Origin of the sequence: Streptomyces sp. NPDC058195 (assembly GCF_042883525.1) — a bacterium.
Classification (GTDB): Bacteria; Actinomycetota; Actinomycetes; order Streptomycetales; family Streptomycetaceae; genus Streptomyces.
Window position 1 is genome coordinate 44984 of sequence record NZ_JBHVVM010000006.1, and the last position, 21562, is coordinate 66545.

19 protein-coding genes are annotated in these 21562 nt (G+C 71.8%); 11 read left to right on the forward strand and 8 right to left on the reverse strand.

Annotated features, from left to right (window positions below; translation table 11 throughout):
* Nucleotides 1-3: 3 nt before the first annotated feature.
* The 4 genes from ACFVWY_RS09690 to ACFVWY_RS09705 all read left to right on the forward strand — a co-directional run bounded on the left by ACFVWY_RS09690 (nt 4) and on the right by ACFVWY_RS09705 (nt 2545).
* A complete protein-coding gene (locus ACFVWY_RS09690; RefSeq protein WP_389869122.1) occupies nt 4-300 on the forward strand; it encodes a Rieske (2Fe-2S) protein in 297 nt (98 codons plus the stop codon).
* 14 nt (nt 301-314) lie between these two features.
* Nucleotides 315-575, forward strand: a complete 261-nt coding sequence (locus tag ACFVWY_RS09695; protein ID WP_389869124.1) for an indolepyruvate ferredoxin oxidoreductase subunit alpha — start codon at nt 315-317, stop codon at nt 573-575.
* Entirely contained in the window at nt 572-1141 is a 570-nt protein-coding gene (locus ACFVWY_RS09700) for a cupin domain-containing protein (RefSeq protein WP_389869126.1), read from the forward strand. Before ACFVWY_RS09695 ends, ACFVWY_RS09700 begins: the two co-directional genes overlap by 4 nt.
* 123 nt (nt 1142-1264) lie before the next feature.
* Nucleotides 1265-2545 (forward strand): ATP-grasp domain-containing protein, encoded by a 1281-nt coding sequence (locus tag ACFVWY_RS09705; RefSeq protein WP_389869128.1) that lies wholly within the window; start codon nt 1265-1267, stop codon nt 2543-2545.
* Between the two features lie 110 nt (nt 2546-2655).
* Here ACFVWY_RS09705 and ACFVWY_RS09710 read toward each other — a convergent pair whose 3' ends face one another.
* Together ACFVWY_RS09710 and gndA are read right to left on the reverse strand one after the other, a co-directional pair.
* On the reverse strand, nt 2656-4071 hold the full coding sequence (locus ACFVWY_RS09710; RefSeq protein WP_389869130.1) for an aldehyde dehydrogenase family protein: 1416 nt from the start codon (nt 4069-4071) through the stop codon (nt 2656-2658).
* A 694-nt stretch (nt 4072-4765) separates the two neighbouring features.
* A complete protein-coding gene (gene gndA / locus ACFVWY_RS09715) occupies nt 4766-6205 on the reverse strand; it encodes an NADP-dependent phosphogluconate dehydrogenase (protein ID WP_389869133.1) in 1440 nt (479 codons plus the stop codon).
* A 628-nt stretch (nt 6206-6833) separates the two neighbouring features.
* On the opposite strand from gndA, the gene ACFVWY_RS09720 reads away from it, so the two are divergent.
* Complete coding sequence (locus tag ACFVWY_RS09720) at nt 6834-7412, forward strand: GNAT family N-acetyltransferase (RefSeq protein ID WP_389869136.1); 579 nt, start codon at nt 6834-6836, stop codon at nt 7410-7412.
* 89 nt (nt 7413-7501) lie between these two features.
* Here the strand turns inward: ACFVWY_RS09720 and ACFVWY_RS09725 are convergent, their stop codons facing one another.
* Entirely contained in the window at nt 7502-8641 is a 1140-nt protein-coding gene (locus ACFVWY_RS09725) for a lipase (protein WP_389869705.1), read from the reverse strand.
* 248 nt (nt 8642-8889) lie between these two features.
* Here ACFVWY_RS09725 and ACFVWY_RS09730 point away from each other — a divergent pair, with 248 nt between their 5' ends.
* Nucleotides 8890-9471 carry a TetR/AcrR family transcriptional regulator gene (locus tag ACFVWY_RS09730; RefSeq protein WP_389869138.1) on the forward strand — a complete coding sequence of 194 codons (582 nt, stop codon included), beginning with the start codon at nt 8890-8892 and terminating at the stop codon, nt 9469-9471.
* A gap of 75 nt (nt 9472-9546) precedes the next feature.
* Here ACFVWY_RS09730 and ACFVWY_RS09735 read toward each other — a convergent pair whose 3' ends face one another.
* The 3 genes from ACFVWY_RS09735 to ACFVWY_RS09745 are packed head-to-tail and all read right to left on the reverse strand — an operon-like array spanning nt 9547 to nt 13135.
* Nucleotides 9547-10332 (reverse strand): 3-oxoacyl-ACP reductase, encoded by a 786-nt coding sequence (locus ACFVWY_RS09735; RefSeq protein WP_389869140.1) that lies wholly within the window; start codon nt 10330-10332, stop codon nt 9547-9549.
* 5 nt (nt 10333-10337) lie between these two features.
* On the reverse strand, nt 10338-11729 hold the full coding sequence (locus ACFVWY_RS09740) for an aldehyde dehydrogenase family protein (RefSeq protein ID WP_389869142.1): 1392 nt from the start codon (nt 11727-11729) through the stop codon (nt 10338-10340).
* 41 nt (nt 11730-11770) lie between these two features.
* The gene (locus ACFVWY_RS09745) at nt 11771-13135 is read right to left on the reverse strand and encodes a glutamine synthetase family protein (protein ID WP_389869145.1); all 1365 of its coding nucleotides are present in this window, start codon (nt 13133-13135) and stop codon (nt 11771-11773) included.
* Nucleotides 13136-13428: 293 nt separating this feature from the next.
* On the opposite strand from ACFVWY_RS09745, the gene eat reads away from it, so the two are divergent.
* The 3 genes from eat to ACFVWY_RS09760 all read left to right on the forward strand — a co-directional run bounded on the left by eat (nt 13429) and on the right by ACFVWY_RS09760 (nt 17174).
* A complete protein-coding gene (gene eat, locus ACFVWY_RS09750) occupies nt 13429-14886 on the forward strand; it encodes an ethanolamine permease (protein ID WP_389869148.1) in 1458 nt (485 codons plus the stop codon).
* Nucleotides 14887-14932: 46 nt separating this feature from the next.
* A complete protein-coding gene (locus tag ACFVWY_RS09755) occupies nt 14933-15655 on the forward strand; it encodes a gamma-glutamyl-gamma-aminobutyrate hydrolase family protein (protein WP_389869150.1) in 723 nt (240 codons plus the stop codon).
* A gap of 163 nt (nt 15656-15818) precedes the next feature.
* Complete coding sequence (locus ACFVWY_RS09760) at nt 15819-17174, forward strand: transglycosylase family protein (RefSeq protein ID WP_389869153.1); 1356 nt, start codon at nt 15819-15821, stop codon at nt 17172-17174.
* Here the strand turns inward: ACFVWY_RS09760 and ACFVWY_RS09765 are convergent.
* Entirely contained in the window at nt 17144-18193 is a 1050-nt protein-coding gene (locus ACFVWY_RS09765; RefSeq protein WP_389869156.1) for a DMT family transporter, read from the reverse strand. The two genes, ACFVWY_RS09760 and ACFVWY_RS09765, sit on opposite strands and share 31 nt — an antisense overlap.
* Before the next feature lie 209 nt (nt 18194-18402).
* On the opposite strand from ACFVWY_RS09765, the gene ACFVWY_RS09770 reads away from it, so the two are divergent.
* Nucleotides 18403-19083, forward strand: coding sequence for a (2Fe-2S)-binding protein (locus ACFVWY_RS09770; protein WP_389869158.1), 681 nt, complete (start codon nt 18403-18405; stop codon nt 19081-19083).
* A 58-nt stretch (nt 19084-19141) separates the two neighbouring features.
* Here ACFVWY_RS09770 and ACFVWY_RS09775 read toward each other — a convergent pair whose 3' ends face one another.
* Nucleotides 19142-19597 (reverse strand): ATP-binding protein, encoded by a 456-nt coding sequence (locus ACFVWY_RS09775; protein ID WP_389869161.1) that lies wholly within the window; start codon nt 19595-19597, stop codon nt 19142-19144.
* A gap of 289 nt (nt 19598-19886) precedes the next feature.
* On the opposite strand from ACFVWY_RS09775, the gene ACFVWY_RS09780 reads away from it, so the two are divergent.
* Nucleotides 19887-21371 carry an SDR family NAD(P)-dependent oxidoreductase gene (locus ACFVWY_RS09780; protein WP_389869163.1) on the forward strand — a complete coding sequence of 495 codons (1485 nt, stop codon included), beginning with the start codon at nt 19887-19889 and terminating at the stop codon, nt 21369-21371.
* The last annotated feature ends 191 nt before the right edge of the window (nt 21372-21562 follow it).

Sequence of the window (21562 nt, forward strand, 5' to 3'; positions counted from 1 at the left end):
TTGATGACCGACACCGTCCGAACCGGCCCGCAGAACGGCGAGAGCGCCTTCGCCGTGCGCGTCGGCGACCGTACCGTCCAGGTCCCGGCCCGCTGCCCGCACCGGGGCGCGCCGCTCGCCGAGGGCACGATCACCGGCACCCTGCTGGTCTGCCCGTGGCACGGGGCCACCTTCGACCTGCGTACCGGCAGCCGCCTGCGCGGACCGGTCTGCCCCGACCTGCGGGTCGAGGCCTGCGAGACCACCGAGAGTACGTCCGTCACTCCGCCGCAGCGGCGGAGCGACGGCTCCACCGGCTGACGCGAGGAGTCCGCATGACGTACGTGATCACTCAGCCCTGTGTCGACGTCAAGGACGGAGCCTGCGTCGACGTCTGCCCCGTCGACTGCATCGAGGGCGGCGAGCAGGACCGGCAGCTGTTCATCGATCCTGAGCGGTGCGTGGACTGTGATCTGTGCCTGACGGTCTGTCCCGTCGACGCGATCTACCCCGAGGACGAAGTACCGCAGGAGTGGGAGCACTTCACTCGGATCAACGCCGACTACTTCACCGACCGGGAGGCCGACGCATCGTGACCACCACTGAGAAGCCGGGCCAGGAGCATCTGTCCATCGTCCGCTGGGCCGAGTCGGACATCGGCGGCGACTCCACGACCCTGCGCATCCCGCACGGTGAGCGTCCGGTGTCCATGCACGGCGCCGACTCCACCGGCCTCGGCCTGGTGAGCAACGGCATCGTGGGCGCCGACGTGATCCGGCTGCCCGCGGGCGCCGGCTTCCCTCCGCACACCCACCCCGGGCACCATCTGCTCGCGGTCCTGGGCGGCCGGGGGACCATCACCTACAACGGCCGTGTCCACCCGACGGAGGCCGGCCAGATCTACCTCGTCGAGGGCGCGGTCACCCACGCCGTCGGGGCCGTGACCGACCACGTCATCCTCGCCATGGGAGCACCCCACATGCCGGTCGACTCCGACCAGCGCATGGCGGTCGTCACCTACGAGGAAGTACTCAGCGAAGTGGGCGATCTGCACTGCTTCCTGTGCGACACGAAGTCCCGTGTCCCGCAGTACCTCCACGACGTGGACTGTCCGCACTGTCCCTGTCACACCTGTGCCGTGAACGGACGGCCGATCGGCTGAAACCTGCCTGCCGCGCAGCGCGAGGCGGACCGCACCGGGGCTCGGGGCGCGCTGCGCGCGGTACCGTGCGCGCGGGCAAGTGCGCCCCGCCTCGTCCGACCGTGGCGAAAGGAAGGAAGCGGCATGCCGGAGGCCACGCTGCTCATCGTGGGCAGCACCGCGAGCACCCCGTGGGGACGCGACCAGATCAGCCGGCTGAGCGCCCAGGCGCGTCAGCGCGGCCTGCGCGTGATGGGCGCCGACACGCCGGGCAACCTGGCGGTGGCCGGGGGCGAACAGCCCCGGATGGACGAGACGGTGGAGCTCGACGTGCACGATGTGCGTGCCTGCCGTGCCTGGGCGACGGACCATGAGGCGGGGATCGCCGCCGTGGCCACGATCCGGGAGCTTTCCGTGCTGCCGACGGCATGGATGGCACGCGTCCGGGACATCGCGGGCAACGACCCCGAGGCCGTGCTCCGTGTCCGGCGCAAGGACGTATGCCGTCAGCGCCTGCGGGAGGCCGGGTTCCCGCAGCCGTCGACCGCGGTGTGCCACAACGCGGCGGAGGCGGAGCGGTTCCTGCGTACGACCGGCCCCGGCCCGTGGGTCGTCAAGCCCCGGGACGGCCTTGCCGGCATCGGGGTGACCGTGGTGCACGGGCCCGCGGAACTGGGCGCGGCGCTGGCCAAGTTCGAAGACCTTCCCCCCGCCATAAGCCCGCTGGGGCGGCCGGACTCCTTCCTGGCCGAGACCTACGTCGAGGGGGACGAGTACTCCGCCGAGGGCGTCGTGATCGACGGCAGGCCGCAGGTCCTGGCACTGACCCGCAAGGGCAAGGGCGAGGGGTTCGTCGAGACGAGCCACCGCATCCCGTCCGGACTGGATCCCGCGACCGCTGCGGAAGCACGCGAGGCCGTCGGACGGGCGCTGACCGCGGTGGGCATCACGCGCGGCATCTTCCACGTCGAGTTCTGGTCCACCGCCGCTGGCATCGTCCTTGGAGAACTGCACGACCGTGGCGGCGGCGACTACATCCATGCCCTGGTGGAGCGCACCCGGCCAGGTTTCTCACTGTACGGCGCGTTCCTTGACGACCTGCTCGGGCATGCTCCACAGCCGGTCCCGCCAGCTGCCGGAGCCGCGTGCGCGCAGTTCGTCCTGGCACCGCCCGGACGGCTGCGCGCGGTGCACGGCTGGGAGGAGGTCGCCGCGCACCCGTCGGTGTTCGCCTCTCATCTGCAGGTCGCAGTCGGTGACACCGTTCCGGAGGCGACCGACTCCTACACCCGCCCGGCGGTCTTCGCGGCCGGTGCCGACAGCCCGGAGGAACTCGACGCCCTGGTCTCCGCCCTCACCGCCCGCATCACCTTCGACACGGTGAAGGAAGCGGGGCCAGATCCGCTCGGACCGGACGGACCGTGACGGGTGTGGGCTACCGCGTCCGCGTACCCCGCCGACGGCGGGTGGTACGAAACTGACGGGCGCGGGCGTTCGCCGGACTCCCCGTACTGCGGGGAGCCCAGCCCCCGCTTTCACTGCTCCACGTTGACCGTGATGGTCTTCGGCCTCTGGTACTCGGTCAGGGCCAGCACACTCATGTCCGTGCCGTTCCCCGACTCCTTGCGGCCGCCGTGCGGCAGTTCGGGAGTCTGCTCCAGGTGGCAGTTCACCCACACCTCACCGGCGTTGAGGCCGCGGGCGAGCCGCAGCGTCGAGGACGACGCCTCACTCCACACACTTGCGGCCAGGGCATGGGGCATGCCGTTCGCCGCCCGCAGCAGCTCCTCGACGGAGTCGACCGCCTGCACGGTGAGGACGGGGCCGAAGACTTCCTCCGTCACCGCCGGGTCGTCGTCCGGAAGGTCGGCCAGAATCATGCCGGGCCGCCAGTACCCGCCCTTCTCGTCAAGGGTGGTGGCCAGTTCCCCGATGTGCCGGACGCCGGCGCCACTGGCACTGATGAGGCCGTCGAACCGTGCGGCCTGGGCAGCGTTGTTCAGCGGTCCGAAATCCGCTCCGGCCCGCTTGGCGGCCATCGCCTCGGAGAGACGTTCGACGGTCCGCCGGTAGGACTCCCGGAGGGTCAGGACGCGGGCGGGGGCCGCACAGCTCTGGCCCGCGTTGTAGGTTGCCGCGTCGACCAGCCGCTCGTAGGTGTGACCGGGTGCGTCGGGGAGGACGAGGGCAGGACAGTTTCCGCCGAGCTCCAGGCTGACCCTGCGCAGCCCCGCCCGGTGCAGGACGTCGAGGCCGCCGACGCGGCTGCCCGTGAACGCGAAGCCGTCCACTCCACTGCTGGCTACCACGAGCCGCCCCGTGGCCCGGTCGCCGGGCAGGGTCTGAAGAACCCCGGCGCCGAGTACCTCCTCGGCGTGCCGGGCGAGCAGCAGAGCGCTGTCCGGTGTCGTCTCGGCCGGTTTGAGCAGGACGGTGTTGCCTGCCGCGAGAGCCGGTGCGACGCGCCAGGCCGCCATCAGCAGGGGATAGTTCCACGGCACGATCGCGGCTATGACACCGAGTGGCTCCCAGCGGACCCAGCTCTCCCGGCCGGGCATGCGCCCCCCGCTGCCGGGACTGAGGTCACCACGCACAGCTCCGGCATAGAAGCGGAGCAGGTCGGCACACTGCGCCACTTCCCCCCGTGCCTCGGAGTCCGGCTTTCCCGTTCCGGCCTGTTCCGCGCGTACGTACGCGTCCGTGTCCTCCTCGACCGTGGCCGCGAGCCGCAGCAGCCGACGGGATCGTTCCCCCGTGGTCAGGGCCGCCCATTCCTGTGCCGCGGCCCGCGCCGCGACGACCGCGTCCTCGATCTGCGACGCGTGCGCGGCGGCAGCGGCAGTGGGCCGCTCGTGACCGGTCCTGGGATTCCTGAGACCGGGCCGCGGTCCGGAGAGGTCTTCCATTCCGTCGGAGGTGCCGACGCTTTCGGAGGGCGGAGTCTGCGTCATACACGTCGCGGTACCCTCCGCCTTACCGGGTACCCCAGAAATCCGACTTCTGTCCGAAACCGGATGTCCTCGTGGATCAGCCGGGAGTTCCCTCCGGAATGACCGGATACGTCAGACGGTGCAGGAAGGATTCGGGGCACTGCCGGAATCCTTTGGTCAGTACACACGGATACCGGTACCGGGAACCAGCCCGGTCACGTCGGCGCCTTTGCCGCCTGATGTGGTTCGGCCAGGAGAAACAGGCCGAACAGTGCGCCCGGGACTGGCGGTACGAGGTGCGCGCAGACCGGATTCCGGGCCCCTGGCACCGGGATCAGGGGTGTCGCCGAGGTGAGTCCAGAAGCCGCCAGTAGTTGATCTCGGAGGCGTCAGCGCTTCCGGCGGGCGGCGGGGTCGCGTTCGGCGACGCGTCGGGCGACGGCATCGACGCCGGGGCGGGCGCACCGCTCAAGGGAGCGGGCAGAGGCGTGGCGGGATCGGGTCAGTAGCATCGGGGGAGATGTGCCGTCCTCGGCGTCGTGTGTCAGGGCACTGTGGCGGAGCAGGTGGAGCGTCCAGCCGTCCCGGTCAGGGTGACCGGCGCGCCGGGGGCACCGCGGGGCGGTGAACGGGAGCGTGCCCCCGCTTCTGATCCCTTCGGCGCCCGCGACCGCATCCGGGGCGAAGAAGCCGCCCCGCCACCAGATTCCGTCGGTCAGTGTTCGACTTCGGTCCTGTCACCGCCCCAGAGGGTGTGGAAGACGCCGTCGCGGTCGACGCGGTGGTAGGTATGCGCGCCGAAGTAGTCACGCTGGCCCTGGGTGAGGGCGGCGGGGAGGCGCTCGGCACGCAAGGAGTCGTAGTAGGCGAGGGTGGCGACGAAGGCGGGCACGGGGACGCCCTCGGTGACGGCGGTGGCGATCACCGTGCGCCAGTCGTTCTGCGCGGCGGCGATCTCTTCGGCGAAGCTCTTGTCGGAGAGGAGGCTTGCCATCTGGGGCTGGGCTTCGTAGGCGCTGGTGATCCGGTCGAGGAACGCGGCCCGGATGATGCACCCGCCGCGCCAGATGCTGGCGACCTTGCCGAGATCGATGTTCCAGTCGTACTGCTGGCTTCCGGCCGCGATCTCGTGGAAGCCCTGGGTGTAGGCGACGATCTTCGAGGCATACAGTGCCTGCTCGACCTGGTCGGCGAACACCGCCGCCTCGTCCCTGCCCAGTTCGCGGACGGCCGGTCCGGCGAGGTGGCGTGAGGCGTCACGGAGGGCGGAGTGGCCGGAGACGGAGCGGGCGAAGACGGCCTCCGCGATGGCGGAGACGGGAACGCCCAGGTCGAGGGCGATCTGCACGGTCCAGCGGCCGGTGCCCTTCTGCTCCGCCCGGTCGAGTACGACATCCACGAAGGGCCTACCGGTCGCAGCGTCGACATGCGAGAGCACTTCTGCGGTGATCTCGATGAGGTAGGAGTCCAAGCGCCCGGTGTTCCAGGTGCGGAAGATGTCCGCGATCTGCGCGGGGGAGTATCCGGCCACGTCGCGCAGCAGTTGGTATGCCTCCCCGATGAGCTGCATGTCCGCGTACTCGATGCCGTTGTGCGTCATTTTCACAAAGTGCCCGGCGCCGTCAGGGCCGATATGTGTGACGCAGGGGGCGCCGTCCTTGGCCTTCGCGGAGATCTTCTCCAGCATCGGCCCGAGTGAGTCGTAGGACTCTTTACTGCCGCCCGGCATGATGCTCGGCCCGTTGAGCGCGCCTTCCTCGCCGCCGGAGATGCCGGTGCCGACGAAGTGGATGTTCTGCTCGCGCAGTTCACGCTCCCGGCGGCGCGTGTCCGCGAAGTGCGCGTTTCCTCCGTCGATGATCACATCGCCAGGCTCCAGGAGAGGCGCGAACTCCGCGATCACCGCGTCTGTGGCCTCTCCGGCCTTCACCATGATGACCAGACGTCGCGGCTTTTCCAGGGCCGCGACGAAATCCTCGGCGCTCTCGGCCGCGATGAAATCACCCTCATCGCCGAACCGTTCGACCAGTTCCGCGGTGCGAGCGGCCGTGCGGTTGTGCACGGCGACGGTGTATCCCTTGCGTGCGAAATTCCGGGCCAGGTTACGGCCCATGACGGCAAGCCCGGTGACGCCGATGTTCGCTGTGCTGCTCATGGTGGCTCTGCCCACTTCCGGTTTCGTGGTCTTCGGCAGTCCGGCCGACCCCCATAACGGAACGGGCTGCCGAGCTTACGAGGTACCGGCGATCGCGGACCGGGAGGCTGTCGTAGTGTCGCCGATGTGCCCCGGATGGTCGCCAGCGCTCTGGGGCGCGACGGTTCGTGCGGGCGGTGAGCGGACCGTTTCACGCGGAGAGCTCCGGCAGGCCGCGAAGCCGCCGGGCCATGCGTCCTGCCGCCGGATCAGGCCGGTGCTCAGCGCGGCCGACGCCCCGCCCGAGGGCGGGGGCGGCGCGCGAGGCGATGGACTGGGAGATCGCTCCCGGCAACGTCAGCCACGTCCGTCTGAGGCTTCCCTCGGCTTGAGCGGCGCGCCGAGCGGGGATCCTGGCCGAGACCGAGCGGGGCTGTTCATCCTGCCGCAGCCGAAGCCCCTCCGGCGGGCCGCGACCAGTCTGCTCAGACCACCCGAAAGGCCGGACCGGGCCTCACCCCAGGCGCCGCCCTCCGGGAGGCTCAGTCGCGCCGATGAGCGGACACGCCTGTCGGCCCGCCGGGAAACCCCGTTGCGAGCGACCGGCATCGGATATCTGATAGGTCGGTCACCGACCAGGGAAGGGAATATGAGGACGTCGCTGCCCACCCCCGCGTTGCACACCGCCCGCCTTCGACTGCGTGCCTTCGAAGAGACGGATGCGAACGACCTCTTCGCACTGCACAGCAGCGCCTACGTGCTGCGCTACTGGGACACGCCACCCTGGAGCGAACGCGCGCGCGCCGAGAAGTTCATCACGGACTGCCGGAAGATGGCGCAGGAGGGCACCGGGGCCCGGCTGGCCGTAGACCGTGCCTCCGACGGGGCGTTCATCGGCTGGTGCACCCTGAACAGCTGGAATCCGGACTACCGCAGCGCGTCGCTCGGCTACTGCTTCGACGATGCGGCGTGGGGCCATGGCTACGCGACCGAGGCCGCGCGTGCTCTGCTGCGGTGGGCATTCGACACGCTGGACCTGAACCGCGTCCAAGCCGAGGCCGATACGCGCAACGCGGCTTCTGCCCGTGTGCTGGAGAAGCTCGGCTTCCTGCGGGAAGGGACGTTGCGGGAAGACTGCGTCGTCAACGGCGAGGTCTCCGACTCATGGGTCTACGGGCTGATCAGGCGGGAGTGGCAGCCGTCGCCCGAGCCGGATCCCGCCCGTTGAGTTCTGCCGCCCGGCACCCAGTAGCGGCCACCCCCGCGCACAACTGATCACTGCGCCTCATCCCTGGCCGAGGGCCGAAGACGGATCCCTCAGCGGAAGGGGCCGTCGTTCGCGAAGGCGTGGGCGGCGAAACGTTTACCCATGCGACGGTACGCGGCGGCGTTGGGATGCAGGCCGTCGGTGAGGTCGTCGGCCTCGTCCAGGCCGAGCACGTCGCGGCCGTCGAGATAGTGGAGGTGGGGATCGCGTGTCCGCCGTACTGTCACGATCCGTTCGAGCTCGGCACGGACGACCGCCAGCGACAGCGCCCCAGCGGCCACCTGTGCCGGGTCGCCCATGGCTGTGATCTTCCCGTCCGGGCCCATCGAGACCGGGCCGGGAGTTTCCTCGAGTGCCGGACAGCTGACCGGGGACATCAGCAGCAGCGGGGTGTCCGGGTGCCCGTCCCTGATCGTGTCCAGGAATCCGTGTACGGCGGGGCCGAACGTCCGCAGCCGAAAGGCGGCGAGGCCGACGATGTTGATGCCTGTCTTGAGGCTGATCAGGTCGGCAGGCATGTCGCGGATCGTCCGGGCGACATAGGGGTCCAGCAGTGCGTTGCCCGCTTGGCTGATATTGATCACCTCGACCCCTCCGAGCGCGGCCGCAACCACCGGCCAGGTGCCGGTCGGGCCGTCGGCCTCGATGCAGTGGCTGAGGGAGCTGCCGTGATGCACCCAGCGGCGTCGGCCGTCCGGTAGGGGCGGCAGCACGTCTCCGTCGGCGCTCAGCCCCACCAGCTCCGTGGGGGTCTGCTGCGGCAGCCACAGCTCGACCTGCTTCATTCCGGCCGGCAGCCCGGCGAACCGCACCGTCCCCGGCTTTCCGGGAATCATGCGCTGCACACCTCTGGGGCCCGCCATCCGCAGCACATGGCCCACCGGCGCTTGCTGGCGCCCGGCCAGGGTGCCGTTCACCAGCAGTTCCAGCATCCCCGTCGGGCGGGGACGGGGGTCGCTGTCGAGCTGTCCTGTGGAGGTGAGCACCTCAAGCGCCAGCTCACGCGCATCGGTGCGGAACACCAGCCGCACGCCCGAAGGCATCACGGTCACCCCGTACACCGACGGATCCTGGTACTGCTCCTTGGTCCAGGCGGGCAGCCGGCGCGGCATCACCCCCGCCGGCGTGATCTCCGTATCCAGCGCACCACGCAACTCCACCGGCCCGCCCGTCAGCGGAACTGCCCGCATCGCCACCGTCAACGCTCCTGCCCAAGGCCAACCTGCGGTTGGGAATCGTGCCTGCGTCTCCCACCTTCCCCGCCGCGCCTCAGCGCACCAGCATTTCGCGCCACTCGTCACCTCCCCTGGCCCGGTGCGCCCGAGCCCGTTGCCCAGGCGGTCGAGGACAGCCCTCAGCCGGCATCGCCCGGACGAGCCTTCCTCTGTATATTAGGAAAATTCCTAGATGCTCTAGACGGTTCCTGCGGAGGTGGGGGATGGCACGCGCGGGTCTGACGACCGAACGCGTGGTGGAGGCGGCGGCGGACCTCGCCGATTCCATCGGCTTCGAGAAGGTCACCCTCTCCGCGCTGGCCCGCGGTTTCGGCGTCAAGGACGCCAGCCTGTACTCGCACGTCCGCAATCTGCATGATCTGCGCACGCGGGTCGCGCTGCTGGCCGCCGGGGAGTTCATCGACCGGATCGCCGCCGCCGTAGCGGGCCGTGCGGGCAAGGACGCCCTGACCGGGTTCGCCGACGCCTACCGCGCCTTCGCCCTGGAGCACCCCGGGCGGTACGCGGCGACGCAGCTGCGGGTCGACCCCGAGACCGTCGCCCGGTCGTCCGCGTACCACCGGACCATCGAGATCACCGGCGGAATGCTGCGCGCCTACGGCCTGGCCGAGCCCGATCTCACGGACGCGGTACGGCTGTTGCGCAGCGCCTTCCACGGCTACTGCGCCCTGGAGGCGAGCGGCGGCTTCGGCGCGCCCCGCGACGTGCAGGCCTCCTGGGAGCGGTCCGTGGAGGCGCTGCACTTCCTGCTGGAGCACTGGCCGTCCGCGACCGGTGAGGACTGACGGACACGGTGGGACGACTGGGCCAGGGGGCGTCAGGCACCTCGTGGACCGAACGCCCCCTGGACCGGACACCCCTTAGAGAGGCGTGACGTACGCGCCGGAGATCCCGCCGTCCACCAGGAAGTCGGTGGCGTTGACGAAGGAGGAGTCGTCGCTGGCCAGGAAGGCCACGGCGGCGGCGATCTCGGTGGCCTCGGCGAATCGGCCGACCGGGATGTGCACCAGCCGGCGGGCGGCTCGCTCGGGGTCCTTCGCGAACAGTTCCTGGAGCAGCGGGGTGTTGACCGGTCCCGGGCAGAGCGCGTTGACCCGGATGCCCTCCCGCGCGAACTGCACCCCCAGCTCCCGCGACATGGCCAGCACGCCGCCCTTGGAGGCGGTGTACGAGATCTGCGAGGTGGCCGCGCCCATCCTGGCCACGAAGGACGCCGTGTTGATGATGGAGCCCTTGCCCTGGCGGCGCATGTACGGGATGGCCGCCTTGCAGCACAGGTAGACGGAGGTGAGGTTGACCTCCTGCACCCGGCGCCAGGCGTCGAGGCCGGTCTCCAGGATGGAGTCGTCCTCGGGCGGCGAGATCCCCGCGTTGTTGAAGGCGATGCCGACCGAGCCGTAGGTGTCGAACGCGGCCTTGAACAGGGCCTCCACTTGCTCGGAGTCGGTCACGTCGGTACGGACGAAGAGTCCGCCGACCTCCTCGGCGGCGGCTTTGCCGTGGGTCTCGTCCACATCGGCGCAGACCACGTGGGCGCCCTCGGCGGCCAGGCGCCGCGCGGTGGCCAGGCCGATGCCGCTTCCGGCCCCGGTGACGACGGCGGTGCGGCCGATCAGGCGGCGGCAGACGGCGGTGGTGTCGGTCATGGTGCTCAGTCCTCCGTGCTGATGAAGATGTTCTTGGTCTCGGTGAACGCGGTGAGTGCGTCGGGGCCGAGCTCACGGCCCAGCCCCGACTGCCGGTAGCCGCCGAAGGGGGTGGCGTAGCGGACGCTGGAGTGTGAGTTGACCGAGAGGTTGCCGGCCCGCAGTCCCTGGCCGACCCGCAGGGCGCGGCCCACGTCCCGGGTCCACACCGACCCGGACAGGCCGTACTCCGTCGCGTTGGCCAGCCGCACGGCGTCCGCCTCGTCGTCGAAGGGCAGCACCACGGCGACCGGGCCGAAGACCTCGTCGACGGCGACCGGGGCGTCGGGCGACACCCCGGCGAGGACGGTCGGCGGGTACCAGAACCCCGGCCCGTCGGGTGCCGAGCCGAGGATCGTCTCCGCGCCGTTCACCGGCCCGTCCGCCAGGTAGGAGCGCACCCGGTCCCGCTGGGCGGCCGAGATCAGCGGTCCCATCTGGGTCTTCTCGTCCGACGGGTCACCGACGACCACGGCGGCGACGGCCGGTGCCAGCAGTTCGAGGAAGCGGTCGTGGACCGAGCGCTCGACCAGGATGCGGGTCCGGGCGCAGCAGTCCTGGCCGGCGTTGTCCAGGAAGGACATCGGCGCGGCGTCCGCAGCGGCCCGCAGGTCGGCGTCGGCGAAGACCACGTTGGGGCTCTTGCCGCCGAGTTCCAGCGTCAGGCGTTTCACGCGCGCGGCGCAGCGGGCCATGATGTGCTTGCCGGTCCGGGTGGACCCGGTGAAGACGATCTTGGCTACGCCGGGGTGCTCCACCAGGGCGGCACCGGCCACCGGGCCCTCGCCCGGCAGCACCTGGAAGAGCCCGTCGGGCAGCCCGGCCTCCAGGGCCAGTTCGGCCAGGCGCAGCGCGGTCAGCGGGGTGGTCTCGGCGGGCTTGAGCAGGACGGCGTTCCCGGCCGCGAGTGCCGGGGCCGTACCCCAGGCGGCGATCGGCATCGGGAAGTTCCAGGGCGCGATGACACCGATGACGCCCAGCGGCTCCAGCAGCGTGAAGTCGATGCCACCGGCGACCGGGATCTGGCGGCCCAGCAGGCGTTCGACGCCGCCCGCACAGTAGTCGAGCAGGTCGCGTACGTTACCCGCCTCCCAGCGGGCGTTGCCGAGGGTGTGCCCCGCCTCGCGGACCTCGGTCAGGGCCAGCTCCTCGACGTGCGTGTCGACAACGGCGGCGAACCGGCGGAGCAGCCGGGCACGGTCGGCGGGTGCCGCCGCGGCCCAGACGCGCTGGGCTGCGACGGCGCGCGTGACGGCCGCGTCGACACCGTCGGCGGTGGTGGCCGCGACGGTGGCGATGACCTCGGCGGTGGCCGGGTTCAGGACATCCAGGGTGTGCGGTGCGTTCGGACGGTACACGTGCGGGCCTCGCTCAGGAGTGGCGGACGGGGCGGGTGAGGTCACAGGCGCTCGAAGGAACGCCGCAGTTCCCAGTCGGTCACCGCGGCGTCGTAAGCGGTCAGTTCGACGCGCGCCATGTTCAGGTAGTGGGCGACGACCTCCTCGCCGAACACCTCCTTGGCGATGGGGCTGGCCTCCCACAGGTCCGCAGCCTCGCGCAGGGTGGTCGGCACCTGCTCGTACCCGGCGGTGTAGGCGTTGCCCGCGCACGGCTCCGGGAGTGTCAGCTCGTGCTCCACACCGTGGAGACCGGCGGCGATCAGTCCGGCGGTGGCGAGGTACGGGTTCACATCGCCGCCGGGCAGCCGGTTCTCGAAGCGGCGGGAGGCGCCGTGCCCGACCACGCGCAGGGCGCAGGTGCGGTTGTCGTGCCCCCAGGCGACGGCGGTCGGCGCGAAGGAGCCGGGCTGGAACCGCTTGTAGGAGTTGATGTTCGGCGCGTACAGCAGGGAGAAGTCGCGCAGTGCGGCGAGCTGGCCCGCCAGGAAGTGCCGCATCAGCTCCGACATGCCGTCCGGGCCGTCTCCGGCCATGGCGTTCGCGCCCTCCGCGTCGGTGAGCGAGAGGTGGATGTGGCAGGAGTTGCCCTCGCGCTCGTCGTACTTCGCCATGAAGGTGAGCGCGACGCCCTCCTGCGCGGCGATCTCCTTGGAGCCCGTCTTGTAGACGGCGTGCTGGTCGCAGGTGACCAGGGCTTCGTCGTAGCGGAAGGCGATCTCGTGCTGGCCGAGGTTGCACTCGCCCTTGGCGGACTCGACGGTCAGCCCGGCGCCCTGCATCTCGTTGCGGATGCGGCGCAGCAGCGGTTCGACGCGGCCGGTGCCCAGGATGGAGTAGTCGATGTTGTACTGGTTGGCCGGGGTCAGCCCCCGGTAGCCGCGGTCCCAGGCCTGCTCGTAGCTGTCCTTGAAGACGATGAACTCCAGCTCCGTACCCACCTGGGCGCGCAGTCCCAGATCCGCCAGCCGGTCCAGCTGGCGGCGCAGCACCTGGCGCGGTGCGGCGGTCACCGGGCGGCCGTCGTCCCAGGCGAGGTCGGCGAGAAGCATCGCGGTGCCCTGGTGCCAGGGCAGCAGACGGAGCGTGGCGAGGTCCGGGAGCATCGCGAAGTCGCCGTAGCCGCGCTCCCAGGAGGACATGGCGTACCCGTCGACGGTGTTCATCTCGGTGTCCACCGCCAGCAGGTAGTCGCAGCCCTCGGTGCCGTGCTCCAGCACCTCGTCGAGGAAGAAACCGGCGGCGAACCGCTTGCCCTGGAGCCGCCCCTGCATGTCCGGGAAGGCCAGCACGACGGTGTCGACGGACCCGTCCGCGACGAGCGCGCGCAGCTTCTCGACGGTCAGCGGGGGTGTGCGCTCTGCCACGGGATTCCTCCTTGGGTGCACCGGGATCCGTAAGGTATGACAGGAGACCATTGCTTGGGAAGAGGGCCTGGCCGTGGGCGGTGCGCGAACCCGTCAGACGCTGGCATGTCGAGGGAGTGCGATATCCAAAACCGCCGTTCGGTGAAGGACCCTTGTGTTTCACCGGACGTTCCACAAAGGTGTGCGCTTGAACCTTTGATCGAGGGTCGGTCCGTCTCGCGCCCCTCCCCGTCTCTCGGTCCTCCCGCCTCTCCGCCGTGACGCAGAGCCGTCGCCACACATCTGGAGCGCCCATGGCCCAGGGAACCGACACCCCCACCAGCCCACCCGGCGAACCGTCCGGCGCCGACGCGTACCTGCACCGCCGGACCCTGCGCCGGGGCAGCGCGGGCTGGCTGCTGCTCACCGGGCTCGGTGTCGCGTACGTCGTGTCCGGCGACTACTCCGGCTGGAACATCGGCCTGTCCAAGGGCGGCTTCGGCGGACTCGCCGCGGCCATGGCGCTGATGGGCCTGATGTACGCCTGCCTGGTCTTCGCGCTGGCCGAGCTCTCCGCCATCCTGCCCACCGCGGGCGGCGGCTACGGCTTCGCGCGCCGGGCGCTCGGCACCTGGGGCGGCTTCCTGACCGGAACGGCCATCCTCATCGAGTACATCCTCGCCCCCGCCGCGATCTCGCTGTTCATCGGCGACTACGTCCAGTCCCTCGGCCTGTTCGGGCTCACCTCCGGCTGGCCGGTCTACCTCGCCTGTTTCGCCCTGTTCATCGGTATCCACCTGTGGGGCGTCGGCGAGGCGCTGCGGTTCAGCCTGGTCGTGACCGCCATCGCGGTGGCCGCCCTGCTCGTCTTCGCGGTCGGCGCGCTCACCGAATTCGACGCCAGCCGGCTCGACGACATCCCGGTGGACCACGGCGCCCTCGGCGCGTCGAGCTGGCTGCCCTTCGGACTGCTCGGGATCTGGGCCGCCTTCCCCTTCGGCATGTGGTTCTTCCTCGGGGTCGAGGGCGTACCGCTTGCCGCGGAGGAGGCCAAGGACCCGGTCAGGTCGATGCCGAGGGCGCTGGCCATCTCGCTGACCGTGCTGGTGGGGCTGGCGGTGCTCACCTTCCTCGCCGCCACCGGGGCCCAGGGGTCCAGGGCCGTCCAGGAGGCGGGCAACCCGCTGGTGGTCGCGCTGGAGGGCGAGGGCGGGCCCACCGGGCTGAGCCGTTTCGTCAACTACGCGGGCCTGGCCGGACTGGTGGCGTCGTTCTTCTCGCTCATCTACGCCGGTTCCCGTCAGCTGTTCGCGCTGTCCCGGGCCGGGTACCTGCCGCGCTTCCTCTCGCTGACCAACCGCCGCAAGTCCCCCTACCTCGGCCTGCTGATCCCCGGCGCCATCGGCTTCACCCTGGCCGCCTGGATCGGCAACGGCGGCCGGATCCTGAATGTCGCGGTCTTCGGCGCCACCATCAGCTACGCGCTGATGGCGCTCTCCCACATCGTGCTGCGCCGCCGCGAACCGGAGCTCGAACGCCCCTACCGCACACCCGGCGGCGCGCTCACCTCCTCCGTGGCCTTCGTACTGGCATGCTCGGCCCTGGTGGCGACCTTCCTGGTGGACCGGGACGCGGCGTTCATCGCGCTCGGTGTGTACGGGGTGGCGCTGGCCTACTTCGCGTTCTACAGCCGCCACCGCCTGGTCGCCAGCGCCCCCGAGGAGGAGTTCGCCGCCCTGGCGGCGGCCGAGGCCGAGCTTTCGGGAGAGTGAACGCGCGGACCGCGTAAGGAAGTCGGAACGAAACGGAGGAGGACGCATGGCCCGGCCCGTCATCGGCATCAGCACCTACCAGGAACCGGCCCGGTGGGGTGTGTGGGAGATGCCCGCCGCCCTGCTGCCCGCCGGCTACCCGCGCCTGGTGCGGGCGGCGGGCGGGCTGGCGGTGATGCTGCCGCCCGACGACACCGCCGACGCGGCCCGGGAGGCCGTCGAGGCGCTGGACGGTGTGGTCGTCGCGGGCGGCGCCGATGTCGAACCGGCCCGCTACGGCGCGAGCCCCGACCCCCGTACCGGCCCGCCGAGCCGCACCCGCGACGCCTGGGAGCTGGCGCTGATCGAGGCGGCGATCGACCGGGGCGTCCCGCTGCTCGGTATCTGCCGGGGCATGCAGCTGCTCAACGTGGCCCGCGGTGGCACCCTGCGCCAGCACCTGGACGGGCACACCGGCGGCACCGGCGTCTTCGCCGAACACACCGTCACCCCGGTGCCCGGCACCCGGTACGCCGAAGCCGTCGCCGAGCCGGTCGCGGTACCGACGTACCACCACCAGGCGGTGGGCCGCCTGGGGGCCGGGCTCACGGCGAGCGCCCACGCGGAGGACGGCACCGTGGAGGCGGTGGAGCTGACCGGCCACGACAGCCTGGTGCTGGGGGTCCAGTGGCATCCCGAGGCGGGCGAGGACCCCCGGGTCATGGCCGCGCTCGTGGAAGCGGCGGCGCGGCGCCGGTCCGCCACCCGGGCGGGCGTTCCGGCGCCCTGACCCGGTCGGCGGCGGTGTGAGGCGGGCGGGGCGGGTACGGGTCGGCGGCGCGGGGGCCGCGCCCCCGTGCCCGGTGCGCCCCCTCGCTCTCTTGTCATCTTCCTTCGTCTGGCCATAAGTTGGGCGATTGCGACGTGTCCTATGCCAGTGGGGGAGCCAAGTCATGGCCGCGAACGGACGGCACCGCAAGTATCAGCCCAGCCGGATCAACCGTGCTTCGCTCACGGTCACCGCGGGCGGTGCGGGCCTCGCGCTCCCGCTCATCGCAGCGATTCCGGCACAGGCCGCCCCGACGGATGTCTGGGAGAAGGTCGCCGCCTGCGAGTCCACCGGCGACTGGCAGATCAACAACGGCAACGGCCACTTCGGCGGGCTGCAGTTCACCCGCTCCACCTGGGCGGCCTACGGCGGCACGGTCTACGCCCCGCGCGCGGACCTGGCCACCCGAGGGCAGCAGATCGCCGTCGCCGAGAAGGTGCTCGACGCCCAGGGGCCGGGAGCCTGGCCGGCCTGCTCCACCAAGGCGGGGCTGACCCGTGACGGGCAGGCCCCCGACATCGCCCCGCAGTCCCAGCGCACGGGCCAGTTGCGGACCGGGACGCCGAAGGCGCCGCGCACCTCCGCCCCCGCCACGCCGACCACCGTGCCCGGCAAGCGGGAGTCGTACACCGTGGCCCGCGGGGACTCGCTCTCGGCGATCGCGGCGAACAAGCGCCTCAAGGGCGGCTGGCAGCAGCTCTACTCCCAGAACCGTGAGGTGGTGGGCGACGACCCGGACCTCATCCTGCCCGGACAACGGCTGCGTCTGGACACCGCCCGCGCATCGCGCCCGGCGGAGTCCCGGCCGCAGGAGCGGACCCGGCCCGAGGCCGCGCCGAAGCCCCGGAAGGCCACCGCACCGCACCGCGCCGACACCCCGAACACCGAGCGCCACGACCGTGCCACCGCCCCCCAGCGGCAGGCGGCGAAGCCCCACCAGGAGACCGCGAAGCCCGAGCCGCGGCACGAGTCGGCCAAGCCCGCGCCCCGGCCGAAGACCCCTCACGAGACCGCCAAGCCCAAGCCGCACCCGAAGAAGGACGAGAGCCGCCCGGCCAAGAAGCCGACGGCGCACCACCCCGGTCTCGTCGCCCCTGTGGCGGCCGGCCTGGGCACCCCGTACCACAAGCCCGGTTCCTGGGCCAGCGGCTACCACACCGGGGTCGACTTCCCGGTCCCCACCGGTACGTCGATCCGGGCGATCGCCTCCGGCACGGTCGTCTCGGCGGGCTGGGGCGGGGCGTACGGCTACCAGGTCGTGATCCGGCACAGCGACGGCAAGTACAGCCAGTACGCCCACCTGTCCGCGGTGCACGTGCGCGAGGGCCGGAAGGTCACGGCGGGCCAGCGCATCGCCCGCTCCGGGGCCACCGGCAACGTCACCGGACCGCACCTGCACTTCGAGATCCGCACCGGCCCCGGCTACGGATCCGACGTCGACCCGCTGGCCTACCTCAGGGCGGGCGGCGTCAAGGTCTGAAAGGCGGCGTCCGGACCGGGCGGCGGGCCGTCCGGTCCGGACCCCGCCCGCTCCGTACCGAACGTCACCCGGTCCACGCACTCCAGCGGCAGGACCGAGGGCAGTGGCCGCGGAGCCGGTTCCGCGAGCAGGGCGGCGCCGGCCGGCCGCGCGGCGGCATCCGCGGCCGGGGGGCCGCCGTCCCCCTCCTCACCGCGCTCCGCGCCCAGCCGCTCCGTCATGAGCAGCACCAGGCCGCCCCCGGCGACCACCGCACAGGCCAGCGCGAGCACCGTCCCGGGCGTGCCGTACCGGAACCGCTCCCCGAACAGGGCGATGCCGACGACCGCCGCCACCACCGGATTCGCCACGGTCACCGTCGCCAGCGGCGCCGTCAGCCCGGCGCCCCGGTACGCGGCCTGCGAGAGCAGCGTCCCGGCGGAGGCGAACACGGCGATCGTCACCAGCCCGACCACCACCGCACCCGAGGTCCACGCCACCGTCACCGCCTTTATGAACACCGAGGCGATGCCGAACGCGATGCCCGCGGCCCCCGCCAGGACCACACTGCGCACCACCGGACGGCGCACGCCCGCGGCGGCGACCACGGCGAGCAGCGTGACCGCGCCGAGCGCCACCCCGGCGAGCAGCAGCTGATCCGGACCGCTCAGCGCGTGGGATCCGCTGTGCCCCGTCAGCGCGAGCAGCCCCGACAGCCCCGCGGCCGCCAGGACCGCGCCCCGCCACGCGGTGGCCCCCGCCCGCCTGCGGACGAGGAGCGCCGCCATCGGCAGGGCGAAGACGATGGTCAGCGCGCCGAGCGGCTGGACGAGGCTGAGCGGACCGTAGGCCAGCGCCACGACATGCAGCACCGCGCCCACCCCGTTCAGCGCCACGGCGGCCCACCAGACCCGGTTGCGCAGCGGTGCGAGCGAACCGCCGTCACCGGTGGTCGCCACGCGCTCCTGGACGATCGCCCCGGCCGCGTAGGCGACCGCGGAGACCAGGGACAACAGCACGGAAAGCGCAAGGGAACTCATGTACCCCACCCTGTCGTTCCGAGGGCGCCGCGTCGTCGTCCCTGAGAGGGCAATCGCACGTACTGCTTCGGTAGTACAGCCGTCGTACCCATCTCCACCCCCGGACGGTGGCCCATCCACCCGGGAGGGCCGCCGCTCAGCCCATGGGTCTACGGTGGGCGCGGTCGCTCCATGCCGGACTGCCGGAGCGCCGGGAGGGAGCACAGGCCATGGAGGAGTTCCCGGCGGCCCCGGTGGACGGGTTCTTCGCGCTGCGGACCACCGCCCCGCCCGGAGGCGAACACCGGTCGCTGGCACGGCTGTACGCGGGGGAGCAGGCCCCGCTGACGGCCCGCGTCGACGCGGTCGCGGCCCGGCTGGGAACCTCCGAGCGCAGGGTGGCCGCCTCGATCGCGCACCTCGGGCTGGCCGCCCGCCTCTGGTCGGTGGCGCTCGGACCGGCGGCGGCCACCGGCCGCTTTCCGGATCTGCCGCCCGGCGCCCTCCACTGGGATCCGCGGCCCTCGTCCCCCGACGATCTGTGGCTGGACGGCACCGGCTCGCTGCCTGGGACCGCCGACCGGATTCGCGAGACCGTCCAGTACGGGCACCTGGTGCCGCTCGCCGAGGCGGTCCACCGGGACGGCCCGCTGTCCGCACGGCTGCTGTGGGGCAACGCGGGCTCAGCTCTCGCGGGAGCCCTGCGCCAGCTGGTCTCCTGGGCGGGCGCCCACCGCCGTCCCGACGTGGCGGCGCGGGCCCGCGCGCTCACCGCGGAACTCTTCGACCACCCGGACCTGCGGATGACCGGTACCCCGCACGACGCCGCGTTCCGCCGCCGCAGCTGCTGCCTCTACTACCGCACAGCGGCGGGCGGACTGTGCGGCGACTGCGTCTTCGAACGCCGCTGATCCCGCCGGCCGTGGTCGTGGGGCGGGCGGCGTCCCGCCCGCCCCACAGCCCGCAGGCTCAGCTGCTCAGCTCGAACTCGGCCCGGATGCGCTTTCCCACCGGCACGCGCTCGGCGGTCAGCCGGTCGCACACCGCCACCACGATCTCCATGCCGTGGCCGCCGGGGCGCGCCGGATCGGGGGAGTAGAACAGGGGAAGGGCGGTGCTGGAGTCGTACACCGTCACGCTGACGCGCTCCGCGGTTCCCTCCAGCTCCAGCAGGTACGGGCCCTGGCTGTAGCGGTCGGCGTTGGTGACCAGCTCGCTCACCGCCAGCAGCAGATCGCTGCGGGTGCGCTCGCCCAGGACGGCGAGCCACTCGGCGGCCAGCCGGACCAGGAAGCGGTCCGCCAGCGCACGGGCCTGTGCGATACAGCCGGGCTCGCCGTCGAACACCTCGGCGCTGTGCAGAACCTCCGGGGACCGGTCCGGGCAGGGCCCGTCGGTCGGCCGCGAGGTGACCTGTTCGTTCATGTGCTCCAGCCAGGGCGACGCAGGGGTGTTCGGTGACAGCTTCTCGGTGTCCGCCTACCCGCGAACAACGGTCCCACTCCGGCGGAAACCCGGCAGTTCCCGGCCACCGCCGGGCCGGCCGGTCACCACGCCGCTGCGAACGGTACCGTCCCCGGCCGCCGGACGGCCCCGCGGTGTCACGCGAACGGAGCAGCATCAGGTGCATGGCAGACTTGACCGGGGCGTTTCGGCCCGGCAGAAGCGGATACGGCGGTCGGCGCCACAAGAGACGGACGGCAGAGGAACGGCAATGACGGTGACAGAGGACAGCCCGGAGCTCGCTCCCGGTACGGAGGGGTTCGGCCCCGGGATCGACCCGGCGCGGCTGGCCGTCTGCCTGAGCGTGCTCGACGAGCTCGACATGATCGAGGTCGACCACCCCGACGCCATCGCCGTGCGCCGTGCCACCGCCGGGATCTACCGGACGGTGAAGCAGCGCCGCCGCCAGGAGCGCCGCGCCGCCAAGACCGCCCACGACAAGGCGGTCACCGAGGCCACCGCGACCGGTTCGGCCGACCGGATCGACGACGAGACCCAGGGCGTGCTGCCTTCGTCGTCCACCCGGGGTGAGATCGCCGGCGTGCTCCAGCGGCCCCGGTCCTGCTACATCTGCAAGACCCGGTACACCGAGGTGGACGCGTTCTACCACCAGCTCTGCCCGTCGTGCGCGACGCAGAACCGTGCGCGCCGCGACGCCCGCACCGACCTCACCGGACGGCGTGCCCTGCTGACCGGCGGCCGGGCGAAGATCGGCATGTACATCGCGCTGCGGCTGCTGCGCGACGGCGCCCACACCACCATCACCACCCGTTTCCCCAACGACGCGATCCGCCGCTTCAAGGCGATGCCGGACAGCGACGAGTGGATCCACCGGCTGAAGATCGTCGGCATCGACCTGCGTGACCCCGCCCAGGTCGTCGCGCTCGCCGACTCGGTGGCCGCCGAGGGTCCGCTGGACATCCTGATCAACAACGCGGCCCAGACGGTGCGCCGCTCCGCGAACGCGTACAGCGAGCTGGTCAACGCCGAGTCCGCGCCGCTCCCGGCCGGTGAGCTGCCCGCCGCCGAGGTCATCGGCACCTTCGGCAGCGGCACCGTCGACCGGGTGGCCGCCCTGCCGTCCGCCCGCAAGGAGGGGCTGAGCGCGCAGGACGTCACCGAGCTCGCCCTGGTCACCGGTTCCGCCTCGCTGGAGCGGATCGCCGCCGGGACGGCGATCGACGCGGGCGGCCTCGTACCCGACCTGCACCACACCAACAGCTGGATCCAGACCGTCGACGAGGTCGGGCCGATCGAGCTGCTGGAGGTCCAGCTCTGCAACTCGACCGCCCCGTTCATCCTGATCAGCCGGCTGCGCCCGGCCATGGCGGCGACCGCGGGCAAGCGGGCCTACGTGGTCAACGTCTCCGCGATGGAGGGCGTGTTCAGCCGCGGCTACAAGGGTGCCGGTCACCCGCACACCAATATGGCCAAGGCCGCCCTGAACATGCTGACCCGCACCAGCGCCCAGGAGATGTTCCAGAACGACGGCATCCTGATGACCGCCGTCGACACCGGCTGGATCACCGACGAGCGCCCGCACCCCGACAAGATCCGCCTGGCGGAGGAGGGCTTCCACGCCCCGCTCGACCTGGTCGACGGCGCGGCCCGCGTCTACGACCCGATCGTGCGCGGCGAGGAGGGCGAGGATCTGTACGGCTGCTTCCTCAAGGACTACGCCCCCGCCAACTGGTAGCCGCGGGGAGAGGGAACGCGGGAGCCGACGGTGCGGATGCCGTCGGCTTCGTGCGTGTCGCAGCCCCGGACGCACGGGGAGCGGTGCCGCGCGATCCGTTACGGACGTCCTCCGGACCGTGATCGCGGACAGGTCTTATCCGCATGAGGTGGCCGAAAGTGACCTACTGCACACGTTCCATCGAGCGTAGC

Bases quoted from the DNA above. Each gene is read 5' to 3' on its own strand.
- ACFVWY_RS09735 (WP_389869140.1), bottom strand. From the start codon at position 10,332: ATGACCGACACCACCGCCGTCTGCCGCCGCCTGATCGGCCGCACCGCC.
- gndA (WP_389869133.1), bottom strand. From the start codon at position 6,205: ATGAGCAGCACAGCGAACATCGGCGTCACCGGGCTTGCCGTCATGGGC.
- ACFVWY_RS09705 (WP_389869128.1), top strand. From the start codon at position 1,265: ATGCCGGAGGCCACGCTGCTCATCGTGGGCAGCACCGCGAGCACCCCG.
- ACFVWY_RS09725 (WP_389869705.1), bottom strand. From the start codon at position 8,641: ATGCGGGCAGTTCCGCTGACGGGCGGGCCGGTGGAGTTGCGTGGTGCG.
- ACFVWY_RS09780 (WP_389869163.1), top strand. From the start codon at position 19,887: ATGACGGTGACAGAGGACAGCCCGGAGCTCGCTCCCGGTACGGAGGGG.
- ACFVWY_RS09760 (WP_389869153.1), top strand. From the start codon at position 15,819: ATGGCCGCGAACGGACGGCACCGCAAGTATCAGCCCAGCCGGATCAAC.
- ACFVWY_RS09710 (WP_389869130.1), bottom strand. From the start codon at position 4,071: ATGACGCAGACTCCGCCCTCCGAAAGCGTCGGCACCTCCGACGGAATG.
- ACFVWY_RS09775 (WP_389869161.1), bottom strand. From the start codon at position 19,597: ATGAACGAACAGGTCACCTCGCGGCCGACCGACGGGCCCTGCCCGGAC.
- ACFVWY_RS09765 (WP_389869156.1), bottom strand. From the start codon at position 18,193: ATGAGTTCCCTTGCGCTTTCCGTGCTGTTGTCCCTGGTCTCCGCGGTC.
- ACFVWY_RS09690 (WP_389869122.1), top strand. From the start codon at position 4: ATGACCGACACCGTCCGAACCGGCCCGCAGAACGGCGAGAGCGCCTTC.
- ACFVWY_RS09730 (WP_389869138.1), top strand. From the start codon at position 8,890: ATGGCACGCGCGGGTCTGACGACCGAACGCGTGGTGGAGGCGGCGGCG.
- ACFVWY_RS09755 (WP_389869150.1), top strand. From the start codon at position 14,933: ATGGCCCGGCCCGTCATCGGCATCAGCACCTACCAGGAACCGGCCCGG.
- ACFVWY_RS09770 (WP_389869158.1), top strand. From the start codon at position 18,403: ATGGAGGAGTTCCCGGCGGCCCCGGTGGACGGGTTCTTCGCGCTGCGG.
- eat (WP_389869148.1), top strand. From the start codon at position 13,429: ATGGCCCAGGGAACCGACACCCCCACCAGCCCACCCGGCGAACCGTCC.
- ACFVWY_RS09720 (WP_389869136.1), top strand. From the start codon at position 6,834: ATGAGGACGTCGCTGCCCACCCCCGCGTTGCACACCGCCCGCCTTCGA.
- ACFVWY_RS09695 (WP_389869124.1), top strand. From the start codon at position 315: ATGACGTACGTGATCACTCAGCCCTGTGTCGACGTCAAGGACGGAGCC.